This is a genomic window from Aliterella atlantica CENA595 (assembly GCF_000952155.1).
GTDB lineage: Bacteria > Cyanobacteriota > Cyanobacteriia > Cyanobacteriales > Chroococcidiopsidaceae > Aliterella > Aliterella atlantica.
The window spans coordinates 79488-100007 of sequence record NZ_JYON01000016.1 but is presented as its reverse complement, the minus strand read 5'-3'; the positions used below and the strand labels follow the sequence as shown (position 1 = coordinate 100007).

Sequence of the window (20520 nt, the reverse complement as noted above, 5' to 3'; positions counted from 1 at the left end):
CTCGTTTACAAAAAAAGGCGAAAGGGTTAACACAAATCCCTTTCACCCTTCTTTCTACACACGCCCAAGCACTTTGCTACTAACTTGCTTATACAAAGTCAAAGCCTGAGCGACAACTTGATCCATGTTGTAATACTTATAAGTTGCTAGCCTGCCGACAAAATGCACATTAGGCGTATCGTCAGCTAAAGCCTTATATTGCTTGTAAATTTCAGCATTCTCAGCACGAGGTACGGGATAGTAAGGATCGCCTTCAGCGCGGGGAAACTCATACACAATACTGGTTTTGTTGTGTTCTTGCCCCGTCAAGTATTTGAACTCAGTAACGCGAGTGTAAAGTTGATCGTTGGGATAGTTAATGACTGGCGCTACTTGATGCACCGAAGTATTATGCGTTTCGTGCTTGAACTCCAGCGAACGATAGGGCAACTTGCCATAGCGAAAATCAAAAAATTCATCAACTGGTCCCGAATAGATAGTTTCCCGACAAGAAATTGCCTTCTCAATCTCCCGATAATCAGTATTGAGCATAATCTTGATATTCGGGTGCGACAGCATATTCTCGAACATCCGCGTATAACCGTGCAAAGGCATTGCTTGGTAGCTATCGGTAAAATAGCGATCGTCGCGGTTGGTGCGAGTAGGAACGCGTGCAGTTACCGATCTATCCAACTCTGATGGATCTAGTCCCCATTGCTTGCGCGTGTAGCCACGAAAGAACTTTTCGTATAGTTCCCTGCCAACTTTGCTAACAACAACATCCTCGGAAGTTAGAATTTGGTCTTTAGGTTCGGCTACAGATGCAAAAAATTCTTCGACTTGGAATGAGTTGAGCGACAATCCGTACAGCTTGTTAATGGTGTCGAGATTGATCGGAATGGGTACGAGTTGACCGTCTACACTAGCTAAAACGCGATGTTGGTAATTGCGCCATTCGGTAAATTGCGATAAGTATTCAAAGACTTCGCGGCTGTTGGTATGGAAGATGTGGGGACCGTATTTGTGAACGAGAATGCCTGCATTGTCGTAATGGTCGTAAGCATTACCGCCAATATGCGATCGCTTATCAACTATTAGCACTTTTTTGCCCATCTGATTTGCTAGTCTTTCAGCAAGGACGCTGCCAGAAAAGCCCGCGCCTACTATCAGGTAGTCGAACAAATATTCTCTAGTAACAATGCTAGGTGGCTCAATTGTTGGCGATTGCATATTATCTTGGCGCGTTGCTAAAGATGATTCAATTAACTTCATCATTGATGCCCAACTGCGATCCCAAGAAATCTGCTCTAAAAAAGCATCAACGCGCGATCGCCACCCCGATGCTGTTAGGTCTTCCTGAATCAGCTTTTCAGCCGCAGCGACAAACTCGCTAGTATTGTCAGCGATCGCTACTAAGTTCTCTTGTCCGTAGGGACGCACGACATCGCGAATTGAGGTAGATACTACAGGCTTACCTGCAGCTAGGTATTCAGGGGTTTTAGTTGGGCTAATAAAACGGGTTGACTCGTTACGCGCAAATGGGAGCATGGCTGCATCCCATCCAGCTAAATATGTTGGTAGCTCTTGATAGTCCTTACTACCGAGGTAATGAATGTTCTCGCTTTGTGGTAATTCTGCTGGATCGATTTTTACTACTGGTCCAATCATTACCAAGTGCCAATCTGGTCTAGCAGCAGCAATTCCAGCCAATAGTTCCAGATCCATGCGCTCGTCTATTACACCATAAAAGCCTAAACGCGGATGGGGAATACTTGCTTGATCTATTGGTTCTTCTTGGGCGATTCTTGCTTGAGCAAAGTGCGCTACATCTACACTGCTAGGAAATGCGTAAACGTTAGGATGACAGTCGCGTTTGGCTTCATACAGACTTTGCCCACCTGTAAATACTAAGTCTGCACGGCGAAACAACTCAGCTTCATTATTTTTGAGGGTAGGCGATGCACCTTTAAATGCAGATAGTTCGTCCATGCAATCGTACACGATCGCTAATGGTTGCAAATGCTCGGTAAACGATAATGCCATTGGCGTGTAGTACCAGCAGATATACTGCTCGATTTGGTACTGGGCAAATAAGCCATCGATTAGTAACTTTTGGGCGCTGGCGATCGCTTCTTCACTAAGCCCTTCATTTAGGTGCGGTACAATTACCCAAACTCCGCTTTCGTGCTGGCTAATATCGAGTCTTCCTACCGGATCGTTGCTCAAGATCGGTTCTTCAATAAAAAATACTCTTCTTCCTTGAGCGCAACGGCTAAGTAAATGTTGAGGTCTTTGGAATACAAAATTCCACCGCAAATGAGATAAACAAACTAAATCTGGCGTTTGTATAAATGTTGCTGCTTGATTTTTTTGCTTAAATGCGGATTGTGATGAGTCAGATAACCCTATCAGGCTATCTTCACACATTTTCACCAATTCAACTTTGTTACTACCATTATTGTCTGTTTTTGCTTTCTGTTGCGGCATATTTTGACTCAACTATTTGTTTTCTGGTTCGAGGCTAACGAGTTTTTGTTAATGTTTTTCAGCAAAAGTTCAGTAGTTTTTAATCGAACTTATACGATGAAAATATAAGTCCATCAAAAAACTACCTGTAATTTATGCAGGTAATTTTTTATTGCTATGACATACAAAGATGTGTTTCCTGCTAATTGTGAGATTTTTTAGTTAACTATTGCTAAAAATTAGTCATATCATGAAGCATAGCGATCGCTATTCAACGATTACATCTTCCACTAGAGAGACAAATAATTATACATACAGGAATAATTGATTTGTAAAAACAGTTGATAACTTTAAACACATAGTTTATTAACCTCAACTGTCTACCATTAAGGATAAAAGTATTATTTAGACTTGAATAAAAAAGAGCTATTTCGTAAAAATAGCTCTTTATCTAATGCAAGTTAATAAATTAGTTGCCGCCAGACTGAGTAGATTTATTGTGAATATTAGTGTCTTCTGGTTTCAACTTCCATTCGCCGCTACTTGTTCTTTCGTAGCTGTCCTCAATACTATTCCAACCGACGCTAAGGGCTGCTTTTTCGCTCATTCCATCTTCTTTAGCGCTATTAAAAGCAGCCATAAAAATTTGTTGAGCGTGTTCGGGGAGTTGTCCGACATCTATAGGTAATTCAGATGGTTGATTCTGAGCCATAAAGCTAGTTATATCGTTTGAACTAAGCACCAATGTAATAAAGTATTTACAGACTTTCCTCTTTCTAAGTTATTAGACTAATCTAAAAAATAATAAGTCTTAAGCACTACTTAAAATTAATTTTCTTGGTATTTGCGGATACAAGAGTTACTAAATGCTATTGCTTCTCGCTACTGCCTTATAATAAATCATTTGGATCGCACCTTTTGAGCTTCTTCCCAAGAAATCCAGACTGCAAATAAATCCTCTTCTACAATCCCTCTTTTGCGAGAACTTATAGCATAATCTACCAAAACTTTAACTGTTGACATATAAGCATTATCAACGATTTGATGTCCATAACCAATGACTTTACCTAAGTTACCAGTCTTCTGATTAAATACATAATCGCCAATATTGAACATACCTTGACCTTAATACAATTTAACTGTAAATATCATCAATTGTATATGAGTAAAATTTAATATCTTCTCTCCTAAAGGTAGTTATAGCATCTCTAATGCTCTATCTACAGCATAGAATAATATTAGATAATGTAACCAACGCTACATTAAACTGTTATAAAGCCATCTTTAAAATTTCATTTACATATAATTGATGTAGTTTTCAAGCCGAACCAAGTGTAAACTGCAACTATTGTGTTTTCTCTCACAAACAGGGTGTAAAAATACTAACATTTATTGATTTTTAAGTTTCTTGCTAATCTTTTAAAAATAGAAAGTATTTCAATTACAAAAATTATCTCTTAGAGAGTAGCAGCTAGATATACACATTTTTTAGTTTTTGACAAGCTGCTAGAATAATACATTTTAAAAATCAAAAGTTTGATTAAAAGCAAAATAAATATAGATTATACTTAGCGTACTAATCATTAAAAGAATCGTCATAACTTTGCTCCTCGATCTCATAGCTGGAAGGAAATTGTCAAAAGGTTAGGCAATGTGAAGATGCAACATTCAGATTCTAGTGAAAACAAGGATGAAACCAGACTAGAGCAGAGTATTGAAGACGATCGCGTAGTAATTGCGATCGCCAGCCCCGAAAAGCAGGAAAAGATAGAACAGATATCAGACAAGAAAAAGCGCTCGTCGAGCAAAAAGCGTACCTGGATAGGCATTTTAGGTGCAATTTTATTACTAGCTGGTGCTGGTATTGGTTTGCGCTGGTTGCATAGCAACGCTCAAAGCGAAGGAGCAACAGGAGGGCAACCGCCAGGAGTATCCGTAGTAGTAGCACCTGTACAATTGGGGACAATTGCCCAAACCTCTGACTATGTAGCTAGCATTCAATCGCGCAAATCTGTCACGTTGCAGCCGCAGATTGATGGGCGGATAGAAGAAATATTCGTTCAGCCAGGAACGTTTGTTAAAGCTGGAGCGCCAATTATGCAGATAAATCCTGCCGAACAACAAGCAGCAGTGAGAAGTTCATCTGCTGCGGCTGATGCTAATAGAGCCGCAATTGAAAATCAACGATCTACCCTCAACTCCTTGCAAGCAGAAAGGCAATCGAGCGTCTCTAATTTAAGCTTTAGCCAAGAACAATACAAGCGCTATGCCAGCTTATATCGAGAAGGAGCAGTAACAAGGCAGCAGCTAGATGAATATACAGATAGACTGCGAGCAGCGCAGGCAAGTTTAGGACAAATTGATGCCAGAATCAAAGCCCAACAAGCAGCGATCGCCCAAGCTAGGCAAACATACGAGCAATCTTTGGCAGATGTCAAAGAGCAACAAGTCCAGTTGCAGTATTACAGAGTTACAGCCCCTTTTGGCGGCACTGTAGGCAATATTCCTGTCAAAATAGGCGATCGCGTTACAACTGAAACAAATTTAGCTAACCTTACAGAAAATCAAAATCTAGAAGTAAACATTGCCATCCCCATCGAACGCGCCCCAGACTTGCGCGTGGGTATGCCTGTAGAACTGCTAAATGCTCAAGGTGAAGTCGTCGGCACAAGCAGAGTATTTTTTATCTCTCCCAACGTCAACAACGATACCCAATCAGTATTAGTCAAAGCATCATACGCAAATGACTCAGGCAATCTACGAGCAGATCAATTTATCCGCGCTAGAGTAATTTGGGATAGAAGCCCAGGAGTATTAGTACCCACAACAGCAATTTCGCGCATAGCCGGACAAGATTTTGTCTTCGTTGCCGCAAAAAACGAAAACTCGCAAATGGTAGCGCAGCAAAAACCAGTCAAACTAGGTGAAATTCAAGGCAACAACTACCCAGTCTTAGAAGGATTAAAACCTGGAGATGAGATAGTTACATCTGGTATTCAGAAGCTATCTAATGGCGCTCCTATAGTTCCAGAGTCCTAGTAAAGACAAGGAGAATTTTACTAATTCGTAATTCGTAATTCGTAATTACAAAGAGACAAGGAGGACTACAGGGGGATCAAAACTCGATTGTTCAACTCAAAACTTAAAACTCACAACTATTTTTAAATGTTTGTTGATTTCTTCATCAAGCGCCCGATCTTTGCTACTGTCTGCTCTCTCATCATCATATTGATTGGGGCAGTTAGTTTAGTAACGCTACCAGTCGAAAACTATCCAGATGTAGCACCAACAACAATTACCGTTACTTCCAACTACACCGGAGCAAGCGCGGAAGTTGTGGAAAGTGCTGTAACGACAGTTCTAGAAAGGCAGATCAACGGTGTTGAGGGGATGGAATATTTGTCCTCTACTAGCACTAGCGACGGTGTAAGTACCGTTACAGTCACGTTTGAGCAAGGACGAAATAAAGATATTGCGGCTGTTGACGTGCAAAACCGCGTCTCTATTGCTTCTCCCCAACTACCAGCAGAAGTAAACCAAACAGGCGTAACAGTTGCTAAAGAATCGGGCAATATTCTTTTGGGGATAGGCTTATATGCCAAAGATGGGCAGTATGACAACTTATTTATTAGCAACTATGCTGATTTGTATTTGGTAGATGCCTTAAAACGTTTGCCAGGTGTGGGAAACGTGCAAATCTTTGGCGAACGGCGCTATGCTATGCGGCTGTGGCTAGATCCCAATCGGCTAGCAAGTCGCAATTTGACTGCTCAAGATGTGGTGGATGCTTTAAGAGAGCAAAACTTACAAGTAGGGGCGGGGCAAATTGGTCAGCAGCCAGCACCAGAGGGACAACAGTTCCAAATTAATTTGCAAGCTGTCAGTCGGTTGAAAGATACCGCAGAATTTGCCGATATTGTCCTCAAAACAGGCAACGATGGCACTTTAGTTAAACTCAAGGATGTTGGACGGGCAGAACTTGGAGCGCAAAGTTATAACGGTTTTCTACGTTTTAGCGGTCAAGAGGCTGTTGGTTTAGGTATTGGGCAACTTGTTGGCAGCAATGCCTTGGATGTGGCGAGGGAAGTCAAGGCAGAAATGCAAAGGTTGTCGCGTACCTTCCCGCCTGGGCTTTCGTATCAAGTTGCGTTTGATACTACCGAAGCTGTAGAAGAATCGGTAAAAGAAGTATTGATTACACTTGCGATCGCAATTGTTCTAGTCATACTTGTAATTTATCTATTTCTGCAAGATTGGCGCAGTACCTTAATTCCGTCGGTGACGATTCCTGTCTCTTTGATCGGTACTTTTGCTTTTATCAAGTTTTTCGGCTTTTCCATCAACAGTTTGACTTTGTTTGGTTTGATTCTGGCGACGGGACTTGTAGTAGATGATGGCATCGTTGTAATTGAAAATATTACGCGCCTGATCGAAGAAAAAGGCATGAACCCGTTGCGGGCGGCTTCTGAAGCAATGGCAGAAGTAACGGGGGCTGTAATTGCTACTTCTTTAGTGCTGATGGCGGTGTTTATCCCAGTAGCATTCTTCCCAGGCGTAACAGGGGAACTCTATCAACAATTTGCTCTAACGATCGCTTTTTCGATTGTTTTATCTACTTTTAACGCCTTAACGCTTACGCCTGCACTTGCAGCGCTGTTATTAGGCAGAGAAGCAAAGCCGCAAAACTTCTTTTTCAATGGCATCAATTGGCTGTTAGATAAAACCCGTCGGGCTTATGCCCGCAGTCTGCGCTTTGTTACCCGCGCTAAAGGTTGGGTAATGCTAGCATTTGCACTCTTATTAGGGGCGACGTTTTTCTTATTTCAAATCGTGCCTAGTGGATTTGTTCCTGATGAAGATCAAGGCTTCTTTGCTACTATCATTCAAGCGCCTGAAGGTGTCTCCCTAGAGTACACCAGCGACATTATGCAAAATGTGGAAAAGCAACTATTAGCTGTTCCAGAGGTTACAGGTACTTTTGCCGTTGGTAGCTTTAGTTTTGGTGGCGGTGGTGCTAATGTCGGGACAATTTTTACTACGCTCAAAACTTGGTCGCAAAGAGAGCGTTCTGTAGATGAAATTATTACCGCGCTTACAGGTCCATTTTTATCTATTCCTGGGGCAATCGTTTTGCCGATTAATCCGCCTCCAGTACAAGTAGGTAGTAGTTTAGGTGGTTTTGATTTTCAATTGCAAGATAGAGCTAGTGCTGGTTTATCAACTTTAGCTGCGGCGACTCAAGATTTGGTTGGCAAAGCTAATGCAACTGGTAAACTGGTGCGCGTCAACAGCACCTTTGCAGTAAACGCGCCGCAATTACTAATCGAAGTAGATCGCAATCGGGCAAAAGCTTTACAAGTTTCTTTAGAAGACATATTTAACACCTTGCAAACTTTCCTCGGCTCGGCTTATGTCAATGACTTTAACTTGTTCGAGCGCACTTATCGCGTGTACGTGCAAGCAGACGAGCAGTTTCGCTCCAAACCAGAAGATATTCAACTGTTGTACGTGCGATCGCAAAATCCAGACAATCCGCAGATGATCCCGTTGAGCAATTTAGTCAAGGTTACGCCCACTGTGGGACCGCAAATTATCAATCACTACAACTTATTTCGCTCTACGCAAATTACTGGTTCGCCTGCACCTGGTTCTAGTTCGGGACAAGCGATCGCTTTGATGGCACAATTAGCTGATGAAAATTTGCCTGCAGGAATGGACTACAGTTGGTCTGGTTCTTCTTTGGAGGAAATTAAGTCGGGGGGGCTTGCACCCTTGATTTTTGGTTTGGGTTTTGTGTTTGTATTTCTAGTTTTAGCGGCTCAGTACGAAAGCTATTTCGATCCTTTTATCATCCTCATGGCTGTACCCTTGGCAATTTTAGGCGCTTTGTTGGCGCAGTTGTTGCGCGGTTTGCCTAATGATATTTACTGCCAAATTGGTTTAGTCATGCTGATTGGTTTGGCTAGTAAAAATTCCATCTTGATTGTAGAGTTTGCCAATCAACTTAGAGATCGAGGCTACTCCATTACCAAAGCCGCTGTAGAAGCCTCCCAGGAGCGTTTGCGCCCGATTTTGATGACAGCGCTATCCTTTATTTTTGGTATTTTTCCCTTACTAATAGCTGAAGGCGCGGGGGCTGGCGCTCGTCGTTCTCTGGGTACGGCGGTGTTCGGCGGAATGGTTGTTTCTACTTTCCTCAGTTTGTTTATAGTTCCAGTGCTTTACATTATTATCGGCACGCTCCGCAATCGCTGGCAACACAAAATAATTCGTAATTCGTAATTCGTAATTCGTAGTTAAATATGGATTGGAGAATAATTCGTAATTAAATATGGATTATTGCTGTTTCAATTTACGAGTAGAAGTGACTAGGATTTTTCCTATTTCGTTTGCTTCTTGTAATAGTGCTTGAAATAATTCAGGCTTCACAACTTCTGACTCTAGTAAAACTTCAATCCAATACTGACTTTCACGACACTCTTTTAAAGCTATTTCTAACTTACTAATAAAATCTTTGTTGCTTTGCGCGCTCTAGGCTTCTCTGACATTTGCACCTATGCTAGTACCGCTCCTTAAAAGTTGCTTGCTCAAAGTTCTTGCTACTCCAGGTTTTTCGTCTAAAAAAGCGCAAGCTTTAACTATTCTGACAGCAAACTTTTTAGTTCTGTCAGTAATTGGAGCATTCATAAATCAATGATGTTCCTTAATTACGAATTACGAATTACGAATTATTACAAGGGGCGTTTTTTAATAATGATGGACTGACAAAATCGCCGGAGTTACCATAATCGTTGAGGGCAAATTGAACTTGCAACATTAAGCGATCGCTTTTTTGCGGTGGTGTCGCTTTGTGATAGCAATACACGTCTTCTATAAAGCCAGATCCAGCTTTGCCACAAATAGGTATTAAATTTTCCTCTCCGTAATAGTCAATTATTTCCTGGTCGGAACGCAGTTTAAATAGAGATAATAGATACTTTAGCTTTTTCTTGATATGACTGCCTCTGACATAGACGTGAGGACCATCAGATAAGCTCACATCTGTAATGTAGAAAAACATCTTTAAGCACTGGTAATCGTCTAAATCGTAGTGGAAGAAGTAAGCACCTTTATTCAAGTCGTAGTCTGTTTCGTTGACAAATAACCACCACAATCTGCTACCACTAACTACAGCATCGCCACCCATATATTTAGATGCGATCGCCAATAATTTAGGATCGCTTGCTATTGTTTTAATCGCCGGACAATTTAATAGTCCATTAAAATAATCTGCTCTGACAAATTGCTTTTTGTAGTTGGCTTCTATCTCTACTTTATCTGCATATAAAAAGCCCATATTGTATTCTGCATCACCGTAACATGGTGAGCTTCGGCTATATTCTATTATTTCTTGCAGTACGCTTTCGGGTAGTTTAATTCCTGCATAACAGCCATCTTCTTTTAGCGCTCTAACTGCTGTATCTAAATCTATATCTGCAAATATAGATTCTTCAACTTTATAGCTTGATGCTGAACTTTTAGCTAAAAAAGCTGCAAGCGATCGCACCATCCTAAATCTACCTATAACAAACATCAGCAGCCATTGAGGATTTTTAACTGCCCTTTTATAATAACGCTGGAGAACTGACTTAGTTTGCGACCAGAACCCACGATAAAATAAAGGTTGTGTTTGTTTTTTATTGATAGCTACCACTTTGTAATAACCTTAAATAGATACCGAAAATAAGACATTGGCTGCCAGCAAGCAGCTTTTATTAAGCATTTAATGCTATTTATTTTGCGTCAAGATACCTTTAGTTTAAAGTTATTGATTAACTTTAAAACTATATTACAAACTATAATATTGCTAATATCTCAACTAATATTCTATCCAACATTAATTAAACCGCAAACTTTTAGCAATAAAACTATTCTTCTGTATATTTAATAACAAAACAGTTAAATTGTAAAGATATTTTATTTAAGAATAATTTGTTGACAAATTTGACTAATTATTATATAAGATGTATAAGCAATAGCAGCTTTGCGAACGCTTGAGCAACAATTGCTTGAATAAATTTAGCTACTTTTTGACTTTACAAAAAATAGAGATGTTTTTCAGCAATTGATAGTTTGCAATCAAATACGTCGATATATACATTTACTAGCAATAGTACGTAAATAAACTAAGTATCTCTTAGGGAAGATGAAAATATAAATTATCTCCTAAGATAAATTTTCTCTAGTTCCAGTGCAGGCAAGTACGTAGTAGCAATAAATCGGCATAATAGAAATAGCATTGCTACCAACAAAAACTCAGCAGTTATGAAAGTATCTGAAGGTAAGCTCGCCCGCTCGTATAATCAAGAAGATATTCAGCAAATTTTGCAAATTGCGATCGCTCGTCAAGCTGACGATACGGAATTTTCTCACGAGCAGCTTGTAGAAATTGCCCAAGAATTAGAGATTACGCCAGAATGCTTGCAAATTGCCGAAAAAGAGTGGTCATCGCAGCAAAGCAGCATCCGCCAGCGTCAAGACTTTAATTTGTACCGTCGCAGTAGATTGCAAAAGCGATTCGGTAATTATGCGATCGCTAATTCTTTTTTCGTCTTGCTAAACTTAGCGAACGCAGGAGAGCTTACTTGGTCGATATATATTCTCCTATTTTGGGGTTTAGGAGTTGGTCTTGATGCCTGGAATACTTTTCAATCCCAAGGCGATGACTACGAAAGAGCATTCCAAAAGTGGTATCGGCAAAATCAACTCAAACAGTCAGTTTCTACTTTTGTAGACAAAATCGACAAATGGCTCAAAGCCTAAAACAGTGACCAGTGACCAGTGACCAGTGACCAGGTTTCAAATGGAGATTTGACTCCACTTAGAATAGCGCCACCTAACAGGTGCGACCAATTCTGACTCCCAAATGATATACAACAAAAAGTTTCGCGCGATCGCTAGTAACTGTTGAGATCCCCCTAGTCCCCTGATAATTACGAATTACGAATTACGAATTACGAATTATGATTCTGGCTTTGCATATTCCTAACTATGTTTGTAACTGCATTTCTAGGCATAAATCTCACCGATGCAGCTAGGATTTGATTTTTCCAACCAGGAACTACAACCGTTTGATTTTGCATTAACCCCCGATAGCCAGCTTGAGCGACTGTTGCAGCATCCATAGTTTTTTGATTGCTCACTAGCTTTGATTTTTCCATACGAGCGCGTTTTTGAAAGCCTGATGCTGTTGGTCCTGGACATAGCGCCGTCACTGTTATGCCAAAATCTTGCAATTCATTAGCAAGTGCTTCAGAAAAAGATAAAACGTAAGCTTTGCTAGCATAATAAACAGCCATCAACGGTCCTGGCTGGAAAGCGGCTGTAGAAGCAATATTTAAAACTTTTCCAGCTTTGCGCTTCACCATTTCGGGGACAAATAGTTTAGTTAAATGAGTTAGCGCCACTACATTTACTTGCAACATTTGCAATTCTGTGGCTACGTCAGTTTCCGAGAACAAGCCATAGGTAGCAAATCCAGCATTATTAACTAAAGTATCAATAGCGATCGCTTCTTGCTGCACTGCTTGAAAAATCTCTGCTGGGGATGTGGGTAAAGCTAAGTCAAGAGCAATGATTTTGATAGCAATACCAGATTCTTGCTTTAGTTCCTCTGCTACTTGTGCTAGCTTCTGTTGGCTTCTAGCCACTAATACTAAGTTATAGCGATCGCGGGCAAACAATTTAGCAATTTCTAAGCCAATACCACCAGATGCACCTGTAATTAATGCGTAGCGACTGTGAGAAAAAGCAACGCTCATTGACTTGCCTCCTGATGTTGTACTACTAACCAGCTTGCAAACCTTGCACCCCGTCGAGTTCGTCTAGGAAACTATCTATTTTTTGCTTATCTATGTTTTGCATAACTATAATATGCGCCCAATCTTCCAAAACGGCTAGCTGCCATCTTTTGATTAACTGTAATGAAGGTTTAGCAAAAACTACTGTATTGGAAAATTCGTTCAAAAGACAGGGATATCTTCGTAATTTAAGCTGTTTGTAAAGATATCGCGCATTTTCAATGCAAGTAGCAGCTTCTCTAGCAAATCCACTATAGCCTCTTGTTTTAATAGCGTGCCACAAAATCAAAGAAGAGTGACCGTTTCTAGAACCGAGAATAGTTGTATCTTTAGAGCCTATGTATTCAATCAGCGTTTCTACCTTTTCTACATAGTGCTTTTTGGTTAACACAACACCGCAAGGCAAAGGAGAACCAATAAATTTAGCCGAAATGGCAACACTATCAATAGGTTGATTGAAGTTAATTTCTGGAGCGCCTTTCAGAAAGGGTAACATCATCCCAGACAGCGCTCCGTCGCAGTGGATGTAATAATTTTGAATTTTATTTCTGTTTAAAATATCAACAACAATCTCTAAATTATCAATAGCGCCTTTAACTGTAGTCCCAATATTTAAACAAATAATTGCTGGGCGATCGCTTCTTGCCCGAATTAGTTGCTCAAAATGCTCGTAATCCATTTCCCCATTGAACTGCGAATCTGTAACCAAGTGTTCCATTCTATATAACCTGGCGGCTTTGGCGATCGAATAATGGGAATCTTGGCTAGAGTATAAAACCCCGTTGGGATATACTTCTCTCCCTAAAAAAATGCCGTAGAAGTTTCCTTCCGTACCGCCTGAAGTGACGTAACCCCAAAAATTTTCTGGTTCGATGCGATAAATGTCGGCAAAAAATGCTAAAACTTGTTGTTCAAATTGGCGCGAATGCAATCCAAAATCTGGCTCAACAAAAGGATCTCCAGCATTATTTAGCAAAAAATTGAAAAATTTCGTAAGCGTACTATAGTCGCAACTTAGATTGTATGGATAGCCTGCGTGGAGAGCCGTTCGCTGTTCTAACTGTTGCAGGAAAATTGATAGCTCGTCGGCTATGTTTTGAGAGAACATATTTTTATTCGCCTAGATTGTATTAACGGCTAATCTTTACGAAAAAAATATAATTACGCTTCCGAGACATCGCGGAATAAATAATATCGCTTAACAATAATGTCAGTATTTATGCGGTAGTTTGGCAACAAAAGTTAAGGTATCGATCTAAATAGCAATAACTTTTAATTCGAGAAAAAAGGCAAACGCCCTAAATTCATGTGGATAAATATCAGCGCACCTCCGCATTACTGCCAAGAACTTTAAGTTCTCTTCAAACTTGGGGCTTTGGTCTAACAGGTCATGTAGGCTGGATCGGTACAGCACCCGCAATTCATGCGGCTCTAGGAAGCAAAGCTATTTTAGTTTGGTTGCCTGGGGTAGTTATTTCGGTCATGCTCAACCTGCAAGTCCAACAGCTAGGCAAGCAGTGGCAAGACATCGCTGGAGGAACGCCTAACTACGCTGCAAGGCTATTAGGTTCTAACTTAGGGCGATACGTAGCGATCGCCTACTTTTTTAGTTGGGCAGCAGCGCCAGCAATATATGCAATTATTCTGACTGAATTAATTAAAGTAAACTTAGCGCCCTTGGGCATTAGCTGCCCAGAAACTTTACTCAAAATCGGGTTTACGGCGATCGCTTTTATTGTGGCGTTTAGCGGCAGTCGGGCTTTAGCAATATTACATTTATTTTTTCTGATTCCGGCGATCGCGTTTGTCTTAGCATTTTGCTTGCAAGGTATGGGGTGGGTAGCTATCAATGCGATCGTTCCTGTACCTAATACCGAGCATCTTAGCTTTGGCACGTGGGCAAAATGGTTCTTTGTTGCCACCTATTCAGTTTATGCTTGCGAAACTGCGTCTTCTTTTGTCGGCGATAGCCAACGCCCCGATAAGACATTGCAGTTTTTGACTGTGGCTGCTTGGCTAATTCCCCTAGTATTTCTGGGCGGTTCTTGGGTACTGCTATCTTTAGCTCCTAATTCAACTTCTGACAACACATTTTTAAATTTATTTCAAGCGTCTCAACCTTTTTGGGGCAATGCAGCTTCGTTTCTCGTCACGCTATTAATTTCTTTTTCCTGTTTGCTCAGTTGCGCTACTGCCGTTGCTAACTCGCCGCGCATTTTGTACCAACTTGCTCTAGATAAGCAGCTAGCGCCTGTATTTACGGTTGTTTCTCCTCAAGGAGTGCTAGCACCAGCGTTAGCTTTTACATTGCTTATTAGCTTGCTGTGTTTGGCTTGGGGCGATCTAACTCAAATTGTCTTAGTAGCAGGCACGAGTTACTTGATTTCGATTATGGGGCTGCATTTAGGATTGTGGTTGCATCGAACTTCAAAAGCAGCCCGATTCGCTGAGTTGTCACTAGCTTTTTTGCTATTAGAGGCAGTTGTCTTTGTCGTCGGCGGTTTAGCTTGGGATTGGCGCGATTTAGTCGGTGGGATGTTATTTCCAGTAGTTATATTAGTTAGCGATGCTGCCATCCGGCAACTAAAATTTCCCCCATTTCAACCTCAGTGGTGGCTCAATCTGCGCTTCGACTTTTGGGGAAATAAGTTCAAAGATGTTGTCGCGCTGCAAGCAATTGTTTTGATTATCTTGGTATGTAGCGCTACTACTATCGGCTGGTTGATTAGCAGCCAGTTGAATAACACCATCGATCAAAAGCGGATCAATCTTTTAATAATTTTGCTAGTAACGCTGTCTTTTGTGGCAATGGCGATCGCTTGCTGGACGACATTACCCCAAATTGCCGCTATTGATAAAGCTCGGCTGGAAGCAAAAAATTTATTAACTGCTGCTCTAGATACAATTCCCGACACCATTTTAGTTCTAGAAGCAAGTGGGATTATTCGCCAAATTAATCCCGCTGCAGAGGAGCTTTTTCAAACAAGTTTCCAGCACTTAATTGGGCGAAACCTGCATGATTTTTTCCCCAATTTAGTAGGGCAGCCGCAGCAATGGGAAAATCGCAGCGAACAGATCCTTAAACTGGCTCGCAGCCGGATTTTAGAATTAACTCTTTCTCAACCATCGCCGCAACAGTTTCCCGAATATGTAGCAATTTTAAGAGATATTACCGAGCGCAAGCGATCGGAAGCATCATTGCGCTCTAGCCTAGCGATCAATCGCGCCTTAGTTAATGCCATTCCTGATGTTATTTTCCGCGTTAGGGTTGATGGAATTATTATTAGCCTCAAAGCCCCAAAAAATTATTTTCCTTTGCCGATCAGCAAGGTTGTAGGCAAACACATTGAAGAAGTATTACCGCCTGAATTAGCCCATTGCGCCCGTAATTGCATTCAAAAAGCATTTTCTACTAATGAAGTGCAAATTTTTGAACATCATTTAACATTCGATGAGCGATCGCACCATTATGAGGCACGCGTTGTTGTTAGTAATGAAAACGAAGTAATGGCAATTGTCCGCAACATTACCCAACGCAAACAAGCAGAAGCAGATATGCGCCACGCTTTGGTAAAAGAGAAGGAACTAAGCGAACTAAAGTCACGCTTTGTGACTATGACTTCTCACGAATTTCGCACGCCATTAACTACAATTCTGTCTTCAGCCGAGTTAATAGAAAAGTATGGACACAAATGGGCTGAAGAGAAGAAACAGCAGCATTTAATTAGAATTCAAGTTGCTGTCAAACAAATGACCCAACTTTTAAATGATGTATTGTTAATTGGCAAGGCAGAAGCGGGAAAACTAGAGTTTAAGCCACTTCAATTAGATTTAACTAAATTTTGCAATGAGTTAGTAGATGAAATTCAAATTAGCAACCGCGATCGCCAAATTATTTTTGATAACCAGTTCGCCTTACCCCATGCTTATTTAGATGAAAAATTGCTCCGACATATTTTGAGCAATCTACTTTCAAACGCTGTGAAATATTCTCCCCAAGGCAGCCCAGTTAAGTTTGATTTGACTTGCGATGGGCAGACACTTACTTTCCGCGTTCGAGATGCTGGAATTGGTATTCCTACTGCCGATTTACCTAATTTATTTGACTCATTTCATCGCGCTAGCAATGTAGGCACGATCTCCGGTACGGGGTTGGGGCTTGCAATTGTCAAGAAGTCAGTAGACTTACACGCAGGCAAAATTGCCGTCGAAAGTGAAGTTGGAGTAGGGACAACTTTTACAGTCAATCTTCCATTTAATCAACCGATATAAGACAATGACAAAAATTTTAGTAATTGAAGACGAACAGTTAGTTAGAGAGAATATTTTAGATTTGTTAGAGGCTGAAGGGTTCGATGCTATTGGCGCGGAAAACGGTCATGTGGGCGTTACTTGGGCATGGGATCGCAAACCTGACTTAATTATTTGCGATGTGATGATGCCAGAACTCGATGGCTATGAAGTTTTAAAATTACTGCGAAAAGAGCCAATTACAGCCACAATTCCGTTTATTTTTTTGACTGCTAAAGCTGATAAAGGTGACTTGCGCCAAGGAATGCAATTAGGAGCAGATGACTATTTAACTAAACCCTTTACAGCTAGTGAATTATTATCGGCGATCGCGACAAGGTTAGAAAGGCAAGCTGCCAATGTCAGGCAATCAGAAAAAAAGTTAGAGGAATTACGCCAAAGTCTAACTAATAAACCTAAATATATCAATACTGCTGTATTTGACAATCAGTTTGCCGCGCTTAAGCAATCGCAGTTTACAGGACAATTATTAGTCAAAGGCGACCCTAAAGAATGGTCATTTTACTTTTATTTGGGGCGAATTTTGTACGCTACAGGCGGCACGCATCCGATGAGGCGCTGGCAGAGAAATGTATCGACTTATTGCCCGCAAATTAAACTAGATAAGTTAAATCTACCTACAGAGCTTTCCGGCTCGGCTTGGGAATACCAAACACTAAATTTGTGGTTGAAGCAAGAGCTAATTAACCGCGAACAAGCAAGCCAAGTAATCGGGGCAATTGTTGCTGAAGTGCTATTTGACAGTATGCAAGCGGGGCAAGCGAGTTATCAAATTAAGCCAGAAGCACCTTTAACAGCGCAATTACTATTAATCGATGCCGATGTTGCGACTTTGGCTGCTAGAAAAAGCTGGCAAGTCTGGCAAAATGCTAAATTTAGCGAGATATCGCCTAACCAAGCGCCAATTATCAAGCGCCCAGAAGACTTACAGCAAAAGACTTCTGCCGCCGCCTATCGTCAGTTAACAGTATTACTAAACGGGCAGCACAGTCTGCGCGATTTAGCCGTACTTATGAAGCGCCAAGTTATAGAAATTACTTCTTCGCTCTTACCTTATATTCAGTCAGGCGTAGTGGAGTTGGTCGATATTGTCGACCTGCCAAGTCTAATTGCTTCTCCCCCATCAACACCGCAACTTAGCTTTGAGCAACCATTAATAGCTTGTATTGATGACAGTCGCTTGGTTTGTCAAACGATGGAAAAGATTGTCACAGAGGCAGGCTATCAATTTATTGCCGTCGAAGATCCGCTTAGGGCGCTAGCAACATTATTAAATCGCAAGCCAGATTTAATCTTCTTAGATTTAGTCATGCCCAATCTCAACGGCTACGAAATCTGCGCTCGTTTGCGAAAGATTCCTAGTTTTAGCAATACACCGATTGTCATTTTAACTAGCAACATCATCGATCGCGTCCGCGCCAAAGTTGTCGGTTCTTCCGACTATATGAGCAAGCCAATCAAAGCCGAAAGTCTACTATCAACAATCTCCAAGCACCTATCATGTGCTGTAGACGAACCCCAGGAGATTGCCCTTTAAAGAAGCAAACAGCGACCAGTTCAGCAACTAAACTAATAATTCTTTAACTGGTCACTGGTCACTGGTCACTGTTTATAAAGAGCGGTTGCGGCAAGACTTCCGCTCGCTATCTAACTGCGGTTCTTGCCAAGAAAAGGCAAAGTGACTGACGCTGTTAACTTGCGGTGTAGTTTGGCGAATTGCTTGCATCTGTGCTTCTAAAGAAGGACGATTGCTAATTGTTTTGCCCCAGACTCCAGCGATCGCAGGTACAATTTGCACGTTTGCTGGTGCTTGCTGAACTACGCGCTGAACTAAAGCGGTAATGCACTTGGTATTACCGCAATTGGCATAAGACATTGCGTGCCACTCTAAACTTGGGGGAAATCGATGCCAAGGTTGCAAGCGCGAGTCGTAGCCTTGACCGATAGTTTGATTGGCATCAGGAAAAAATACCGCTCCTGCTTTAATTCCTTGTCTCTGTACGGGCCAAGCTGCTACTGCTAAAAAGTCTAATATGCCTTGAATAGCGTGAGCGACGCTTAATTGCCACAACTCCCATTGCAACCTGGGTTGTTTTTGGGCGGCACTCAGTACAGGCGCAGCAGTTGATTTTGATGCTGGCGAGGCGGCATCTACTAGGGTAGGTGATGGTGACGGAGGAGGCGAAGGTAGGGTGCGTCCTTGCCACATCGGTTCGCTTTCTTGGGGATATTGGCTATCTACGGCGGCTACATCTGCCACTGATATTGACCCTTTGCGAGAGTAACGCGCGATCAAATCTAGCCCTTTGGAGTTGTTGGCGCGTTTTAATAAAGCTTGCCTGGCTGCATCGCCATAAATCCATAAGTCTTGCACTTTGGTAATGACTGAATTAGCGCCTAACCCGCGTGGATAGCGGACGTAATCGAATAACACGCCATCTGGTCGGCGGCGCACGATTTCGTTAACTAATTTGTAATAGTCTCTTTTGGCTTGGATGTTGTAAGGATCGATAAATACTTGGCTTTCGTTGTCGACGAAATATAAACTCGTTTCTCCTTTGCCGTTTCGCGCTAACACCGACTGGCGATCGCTACGTTGTCCGTAGGAGTAGCCAAAGTTCATCATAAACATCCAAGCATATACCTTTAAGCCCCGCTGGTGTCCTTTTTGGATGGCTTGAGCCAGCAAATCTACTCTTTCTGTGCCTGGCGTACGGATTACTGAGGGCCATGCTGTCGCATTCGCTGCCGCAGGCAACAATACCTGTCCGTCGGCAAAAACTTCGATATAAACTTTGTTGTAGCCCCGATCGACAATTCGATCCATGATTTTGTCTAGCATTCCTGGCTGCAAGTCGCAAGGATACAGGCGCAACCAAATAGATTGATTTTGGGGCCAAGTCTTACTGCGGCACTGTTGAAGTTGCTGCGCGTGTCGATTTAGCAGGTCTTGATAGCGATTTTGAGCGTCTCGATCGCCTTTTAATGCAGATTGACGTAAACTTTCTTTTTCCTGCATTGCTGCTGCTGAAAACTGGCAATAAGCATTTGTTTGAGCAAAGGTTGGCTTAACTCCATTGGCGCTAATTAAGCTACCAGCGATAACAGCAGCGATCGCCCTGCGCCCAGCTAATTTTGATTTTTTAAATTGGATAGAATGGTTGGTCATGCCCAAAAGCAATAAATTAAAGACAGAAGTTATCCGCGTTCGGTAAATTTAGCGATCGCCAGAGCTAGCATAAACTACTTGCTGATTTTTGGCTGTTGCTTGCCCTAGCGATCGTTTAGCTACTCGGCAGTTTATATCTGCCAACTGCCCAAGCTCTTGTTCCAGACTGCTGAAGCTACACTTATGTTTCCCAACCATCCTTTTTAACAGTGACCAGTGACCAGTGACCAGTAACCAGTGACCAGTATTGTTCGCAAGCGAACGTCTTAAACCTGGTAACTGGTCACTGACAAACTGGTCACTGTTTTAACCACCACGCGAAAGCGAAGCTTCAACTTGTTTAAACTCTTGTTGCAAGCGTTGTTTTAGCTTTTGGGGTACTGGACGATTGGGATAAGAACTATAATGCCCAGCTAGAGAGTTTAAAGCTGTCCGCATAGTAGTAAAGGAATTGAGGGCGGCAACTGATGAGTCTCTTTGATAACGAGCAGCAAATTCATTAATTGTCTCTCGCGCTACTGCTTGAGCTTCAACTTTATTGGGGTCATCTTCTGGTAAATCTAGGGCAGTTCTCAAAGTATTGACTACGCTTAAGGTATCTTGGCGATAATCTCCTGAAAGCGAACTTGAGCCATTTGCCGAACAGCCCATTAAGCCTATGACTACAACCAAAACTAAAGCAAGCAGACGTGACCAGTAGCGCTTCATAATATTTTTAGTAAAAGTAGACACTAAATCAACGTCTATCCTATCTTG

Annotated in this window: 13 protein-coding genes and 1 pseudogene; 5 read left to right on the top strand and 9 right to left on the bottom strand. The window is 41.6% G+C overall.

What is annotated here, in order from left to right:
• Positions 1-54 precede the first annotated feature (54 nt).
• The 3 genes from glf to UH38_RS15460 form a co-directional block, all read right to left on the bottom strand.
• The gene (gene glf / locus UH38_RS15470; RefSeq protein WP_045055565.1) at positions 55-2466 is read right to left on the bottom strand and encodes a UDP-galactopyranose mutase; all 2412 of its coding nucleotides are present in this window, start codon (positions 2464-2466) and stop codon (positions 55-57) included.
• Positions 2467-2914: 448 nt separating this feature from the next.
• Positions 2915-3157 carry a ChaB family protein gene (locus UH38_RS15465; protein ID WP_045055564.1) on the bottom strand — a complete coding sequence of 81 codons (243 nt, stop codon included), beginning with the start codon at positions 3155-3157 and terminating at the stop codon, positions 2915-2917.
• Between the two features lie 188 nt (positions 3158-3345).
• The gene (locus UH38_RS15460; protein WP_045055563.1) at positions 3346-3561 is read right to left on the bottom strand and encodes a hypothetical protein; all 216 of its coding nucleotides are present in this window, start codon (positions 3559-3561) and stop codon (positions 3346-3348) included.
• 543 nt (positions 3562-4104) lie between these two features.
• On the opposite strand from UH38_RS15460, the gene UH38_RS15455 reads away from it, so the two are divergent.
• Complete coding sequence (locus UH38_RS15455) at positions 4105-5484, top strand: efflux RND transporter periplasmic adaptor subunit (protein WP_082065403.1); 1380 nt, start codon at positions 4105-4107, stop codon at positions 5482-5484.
• A gap of 126 nt (positions 5485-5610) precedes the next feature.
• On the top strand, positions 5611-8727 hold the full coding sequence (locus tag UH38_RS15450; RefSeq protein ID WP_045055562.1) for an efflux RND transporter permease subunit: 3117 nt from the start codon (positions 5611-5613) through the stop codon (positions 8725-8727).
• A gap of 54 nt (positions 8728-8781) precedes the next feature.
• Here UH38_RS15450 and UH38_RS27680 read toward each other — a convergent pair.
• Positions 8782-9132: pseudogene (locus UH38_RS27680) on the bottom strand (four helix bundle protein).
• Positions 9133-9166: 34 nt separating this feature from the next.
• The gene (locus UH38_RS15440) at positions 9167-10138 is read right to left on the bottom strand and encodes a phytanoyl-CoA dioxygenase family protein (RefSeq protein WP_052672405.1); all 972 of its coding nucleotides are present in this window, start codon (positions 10136-10138) and stop codon (positions 9167-9169) included.
• Between the two features lie 611 nt (positions 10139-10749).
• Between UH38_RS15440 and UH38_RS15435 the strand changes: the two genes are divergently transcribed.
• The gene (locus tag UH38_RS15435) at positions 10750-11247 is read left to right on the top strand and encodes a 2TM domain-containing protein (protein ID WP_045055561.1); all 498 of its coding nucleotides are present in this window, start codon (positions 10750-10752) and stop codon (positions 11245-11247) included.
• Positions 11248-11438: 191 nt separating this feature from the next.
• Here the strand turns inward: UH38_RS15435 and UH38_RS15430 are convergent, their stop codons facing one another.
• Together UH38_RS15430 and UH38_RS15425 are read right to left on the bottom strand one after the other, a co-directional pair.
• Positions 11439-12245 carry an SDR family NAD(P)-dependent oxidoreductase gene (locus UH38_RS15430; protein ID WP_045055560.1) on the bottom strand — a complete coding sequence of 269 codons (807 nt, stop codon included), beginning with the start codon at positions 12243-12245 and terminating at the stop codon, positions 11439-11441.
• 25 nt (positions 12246-12270) lie between these two features.
• Positions 12271-13392 carry a histidine decarboxylase gene (locus UH38_RS15425; RefSeq protein WP_045055559.1) on the bottom strand — a complete coding sequence of 374 codons (1122 nt, stop codon included), beginning with the start codon at positions 13390-13392 and terminating at the stop codon, positions 12271-12273.
• A gap of 200 nt (positions 13393-13592) precedes the next feature.
• Here UH38_RS15425 and UH38_RS15420 point away from each other — a divergent pair, with 200 nt between their 5' ends.
• A complete protein-coding gene (locus UH38_RS15420; protein ID WP_052672404.1) occupies positions 13593-16556 on the top strand; it encodes an ATP-binding protein in 2964 nt (987 codons plus the stop codon).
• 4 nt (positions 16557-16560) lie between these two features.
• A complete protein-coding gene (locus UH38_RS15415; protein ID WP_052672403.1) occupies positions 16561-18132 on the top strand; it encodes a response regulator in 1572 nt (523 codons plus the stop codon).
• A gap of 72 nt (positions 18133-18204) precedes the next feature.
• Here the strand turns inward: UH38_RS15415 and UH38_RS15410 are convergent, their stop codons facing one another.
• Together UH38_RS15410 and psb27 are read right to left on the bottom strand one after the other, a co-directional pair.
• On the bottom strand, positions 18205-19764 hold the full coding sequence (locus UH38_RS15410; protein ID WP_082065402.1) for a family 10 glycosylhydrolase: 1560 nt from the start codon (positions 19762-19764) through the stop codon (positions 18205-18207).
• Positions 19765-20070: 306 nt separating this feature from the next.
• Positions 20071-20472 (bottom strand): photosystem II protein Psb27, encoded by a 402-nt coding sequence (gene psb27 / locus UH38_RS15405; protein ID WP_045055585.1) that lies wholly within the window; start codon positions 20470-20472, stop codon positions 20071-20073.
• Positions 20473-20520: the final 48 nt, after the last annotated feature.

What these genes read in the sequence shown, in the direction of transcription:
- UH38_RS15435 (WP_045055561.1), top strand. Translation starts at nt 10,750, where the DNA reads ATGAAAGTATCTGAAGGTAAGCTCGCCCGCTCGTATAATCAAGAAGAT.
- psb27 (WP_045055585.1), bottom strand. Translation starts at nt 20,472, where the DNA reads ATGAAGCGCTACTGGTCACGTCTGCTTGCTTTAGTTTTGGTTGTAGTC.
- UH38_RS15460 (WP_045055563.1), bottom strand. Translation starts at nt 3,561, where the DNA reads ATGTTCAATATTGGCGATTATGTATTTAATCAGAAGACTGGTAACTTA.
- UH38_RS15455 (WP_082065403.1), top strand. Translation starts at nt 4,105, where the DNA reads ATGCAACATTCAGATTCTAGTGAAAACAAGGATGAAACCAGACTAGAG.
- UH38_RS15410 (WP_082065402.1), bottom strand. Translation starts at nt 19,764, where the DNA reads ATGACCAACCATTCTATCCAATTTAAAAAATCAAAATTAGCTGGGCGC.
- glf (WP_045055565.1), bottom strand. Translation starts at nt 2,466, where the DNA reads ATGCCGCAACAGAAAGCAAAAACAGACAATAATGGTAGTAACAAAGTT.
- UH38_RS15465 (WP_045055564.1), bottom strand. Translation starts at nt 3,157, where the DNA reads ATGGCTCAGAATCAACCATCTGAATTACCTATAGATGTCGGACAACTC.
- UH38_RS15425 (WP_045055559.1), bottom strand. Translation starts at nt 13,392, where the DNA reads ATGTTCTCTCAAAACATAGCCGACGAGCTATCAATTTTCCTGCAACAG.
- UH38_RS15415 (WP_052672403.1), top strand. Translation starts at nt 16,561, where the DNA reads ATGACAAAAATTTTAGTAATTGAAGACGAACAGTTAGTTAGAGAGAAT.
- UH38_RS15450 (WP_045055562.1), top strand. Translation starts at nt 5,611, where the DNA reads ATGTTTGTTGATTTCTTCATCAAGCGCCCGATCTTTGCTACTGTCTGC.
- UH38_RS15430 (WP_045055560.1), bottom strand. Translation starts at nt 12,245, where the DNA reads ATGAGCGTTGCTTTTTCTCACAGTCGCTACGCATTAATTACAGGTGCA.